The sequence below is a fragment of the Streptomyces sp. NPDC054841 genome, assembly GCF_053611045.1.
Map to the genome: position 1 here is coordinate 1 of NZ_JBSGZO010000646.1, position 3,879 is coordinate 3,879.

1 protein-coding gene and 2 pseudogenes are annotated in these 3,879 nt (G+C 68.6%); all 3 read right to left on the reverse strand.

All coding sequences use genetic code 11. The features are described 5' to 3' along the window. A pseudogene (locus tag ACWGI8_RS41060) lies at positions 1-180 on the reverse strand (hypothetical protein); the annotation flags it as partial. Next, on the reverse strand, positions 98-3,436 hold the full coding sequence (locus tag ACWGI8_RS41065; protein ID WP_453668555.1) for a nitrate- and nitrite sensing domain-containing protein: 3,339 nt from the start codon (positions 3,434-3,436) through the stop codon (positions 98-100). The gene ACWGI8_RS41065 and the pseudogene ACWGI8_RS41060, both read right to left, overlap by 83 nt. Positions 3,437-3,774: 338 nt before the next feature. Then, positions 3,775-3,879 (reverse strand): annotated as a pseudogene (locus ACWGI8_RS41070) (ATP-binding protein); the annotation flags it as partial.

The following is a 3,879-nucleotide window of genomic DNA, read 5'->3' on the forward strand; positions in this document are numbered from 1 at the left end:
GGAGACCACCACGGTGTGGGACACCCCAGGGGTGTTGTCCACGAAGTTGGTGATCAACCAGTTCAGATTCTGCGCCGCCTGGCTCATCGGGCTCACACTAACGCTCCTGGTTGTAGGTACTGCCCGGGCCGAAGCCCGATCCGTTCGTGTCCGCTCCCGCGCTGCGTCCCTTCTGGACACCGCGTCGCAGGTTGCTCAACCTGCCACGCACGTCTTCAGGGGCGCGGGAAACCTGGGGGCCGGCCTGCGGGGTCTGCTCCGCCGTGCCCTCGACCAGGTTGGCCTTGGGGACCCGCCGGGGAAGGCCGGACGGGGTGACTCCGCCTGCCTTGGGCTCGCGGAGCTTCTCGGCCCGCTGCCAGCGCTCGTCGTTCTTCGAGCGCCAGTCGCCGGAGCCGTCCCTCTCCGTCTGCCCGCCCTGCGGTGCCTGGGGGGCCTGCCTGGCCTGTCCTGCCTGTCCGGTGTTGGTGCTCCCGGACTGCTGCCCCTGCCGGCCCTGCTGGCTGCTGCCGCGGCGCGGCAGACCGGCGTCGGTCAGGTGGCTGGTGTTCGAGGCCGGACCCGGACGGTCGAAGCCTACGCGCTCGGGGGCGTTCGTGGGACCGCCGGGAGCAGATTCCGCATCCGTCCGGTACTCCGGTTCGTACGCACCCTGGTACGCGCCCTGATCCGCCCACTCTCCCTGGTGGGACTGGGGGGCGAACTGGTCGTCGTACTGCGGCTGCGAGTTCTGCGGAGCGTCGTAACCAGCCTCCGCATAGGTCTGCCCCGAAGGCTCGGGGTAACCGCCGGAAACCTGGAACTCACCAGTGCGGTCGTAGCCGTTGCCCTCGAGGCCGTCACGGTCGTAACCGCCCCGCTCGAAGCCGCTCTGGGCATAGCCGCTCTGGTCGTAGCCGTTCTGGTCGTAGCCGTTCTGCTCGTACGCGGCCTGCGGCTCCTGCGCCGCGTAGCCCTGCTCGTACTGCTCCCCGGCATAGCCGTCCTGCTCGCCGTAGCCCTGCTGGGCCTCGTCGCGGAACAGCGGGCGGTCGCCGCCGTGGGCCTGCGCCTCCAGCGCCGCACGGCGCCCCTCGCGCATCAGCGAGCGGTTGACCGGGTCCAGCTGGCGCTCGTCGCCCGGAGCCTGCTCGTAGCGGGAGTCGTCGAAGCCGAGCTCCGCCGCGGTACGCATCGGAGCGGGCTCGAAGGCCTGCTGCTGCAGCTGCTGCTGCTGCGGGATGATCTGGGAGACGGTGAAGTCGTCCTCCGGGAGCGCCTCGCCGCCGCCACCGTGGGTGATCGCATCCGGGAGCATGACCAGCGACGTCGTACCGGCCTGCTCGCCCGAGGGGCGCAGCTGGACGCGGATGCCGTGCCGGTCGGCGAGGCGGCCGACCACGAAGAGGCCCATGCGCTGCGAGACCGCAGCGTCCACCGTCGGCGGGTTGGCCAGCTTGTGGTTGATGTCCGCGAAGTCCTCGGCGGTCAGGCCGATGCCCTTGTCGTGGATCTCGATCATGACCCGACCGTCAGGGAGCCTGGTTGCGGTGACGCGAACCTTGGTCTGCGGTGAGGAGAACGTCGTGGCGTTCTCCAGCAGCTCGGCGAGGAGGTGCACGAGGTCGGTCACGGCCTGGCCGTGGATCTCGGACTCCGGGACGCCGGTGAGCTCGATGCGCTCGTACGACTCCACCTCGGACGAGGCGGCGCGCAGCACGTCCACCAGCGGAACCGGCTGGTTCCAGCGGCGGCCGGGCTCCTCGCCGGCGAGAACGAGGAGGTTCTCGCCGTTGCGGCGCATACGGGTCGCGAGGTGGTCCAGCTTGAAGAGGTTCTCCAGCTGGTCCGGGTCGGCCTCGTTGTTCTCCAGGTCGGTGATCAGGGTCAGCTGGCCCTCGATCAGCGACTGGTTGCGGCGCGAGAGGTTGGTGAAGATCGCGTTGACGTTGCCCCGCAGCATGGCCTGCTCGGCCGCGAGCCGGACGGCCTCGCGGTGGACCTGGTCGAAGGCGCGGGCGACCTCGCCGATCTCGTCCTGGGTGTCGATCGGGATCGGCTGGACGCGGGTGTCGACACGGCCCGGCTCGGTACGGGACAGCTGGTCGACCAGCATCGGCAGGCGCTGCTCGGCGATGCCGAAGGCGGCGGTGCGCAGCTGGCGCATCGAGCGGCTCATCTGGCGGGCCACCATGCCGGCCAGGATGAACGCGGTGAGCAGGGCGATGATGACGATCAGACCGTTGACGATGGCGTCGGTCTTGGCGTCGTCGGAGATCCGCGCGGCCTCGGCCACGGACTTGTCGACGAGGTCCTTCTCGACCTCGCTGTAGCCCTCGAACTTCGCGGTGGCGGCGGCCATCCAGACCTGCGGCGTCACGCCTTCCTGGGCGAGCTCCTCGGGGTCGCCGCCCTTGCTGATCTCGCCGACCATGCCGTCGTAGACGGAGCCGTTCGCGTTCGGCGGGGCCTTGAACGGCACATTGGCGGCGGCGGCCTGCGCCTCGGCGGCGGCGAGCTTCTTGGCGCCGTCCTCCGACTTGCGGCGCATGACGCTCTGCAGCTTCGCGGTGTCCTCCGCAGTACCACCGGAGACGTACTCGGCGAGGGCGATGCCCTCGAGGTAGGCGTACGAGGAGAAGGCGATCGTCTGACCGGCCTTGATGGACTTCTTGCTGTTCGGCTTGACGAGCAGCTCCATGCCGATGGAGCGCTGCAGCGATTCGGCGGCCTTGGCGAGCTGGATCGCGTACACCATGCGGCCGAAGCTCGTGACGTTGCCGGTGCCGAGCCCGAGCTCGTTGGAGAACTCCATCAGCGAGTGCTGGACGAGCGTGTAGCCCTCCTGCGTGCCGACCGGTCCGGGCGTGTCGTCTTCGGGGTCGTTGGGGTTGCCCCTGGACTTCTGCGCGGTCTCGAGCAGGGGGGTGTAGGCGGCCTTGCGGAGTCCCTCGAGCTTCGGCTCCTCCGCGCGGAAGAGCTGGAGGCGGCGCTCGAGGCCCTGCTTCTCCGGCATGTTCCTGACGGCCTCGTCGAACTTCAGCTTCGCGGCGTCGGTCGTCGCGCGGGCTCCCTTGACGACCTCGTTGTTCGCGCCCTTGCCCTCCAGGAGCGGCTGGGCGGTGAGGTCGCGCTCGTTGAGCAGGGCCTGGCCGTACTCCGAGGCGGCGCGCACGATGAGCGCCGTCTTCTCGGCGTCCTGTGCCTCGTTCCAGGTGTCGATCGATCCCTTGACCTGGAAGCCGCCCATGACGAGGCCGACCAGCACGGGTATGAGGAGGATCGCGTTCAGCCTGGTGGGCACGCGCCAGTTGCGGGGGGACAGCTTGCTGGAGCTGCCAGTGGTGGGGGGCGGCGCCACGGGCTGTACATCCGCAGGCGATGCCGCTGCACGCGGGGGCGGGGTGAAGTTGCCCCGCGCCTGCTGCTCTGCGGAGCTCGTCTTGCTTCGCCTCACTCGACCAACAACCTCTCGGCGTCGGCACCTACGTTGTGCCGTTTATTGTTCAGGGCCGTACTACTCACGAGTTCGTTGATTTCAGCACGCCAGGCCGGTCGGTTCCAAACAGTGGCAATCGGCCGTTCCGAGTGCTCCAAGCCGCAGATATAACGGGCATAAAGAGCGAGTCCAGTCAAATTGCGGGGCATATGTGAGCGCAGTGGTACCAGCCGAATGCATCGGGTGTCCGAGCCCGGTCAATTCTCTGTCGAAACGTTATGAACACGGAGGCGGACCGTGTCAAAGGGACACGGTCCGCCTTACCCGGGTATACGACAACTGCCGTACGACCACCACTACTTGAGACGGGCCATGAGTGCGTGTTCGACGAGGGTGATGAGGGCGCTCTTGGCGTCGGCGCGGTGGCGGGCGTCGGTGGTGATGATCGGTGCGTCGGGGCC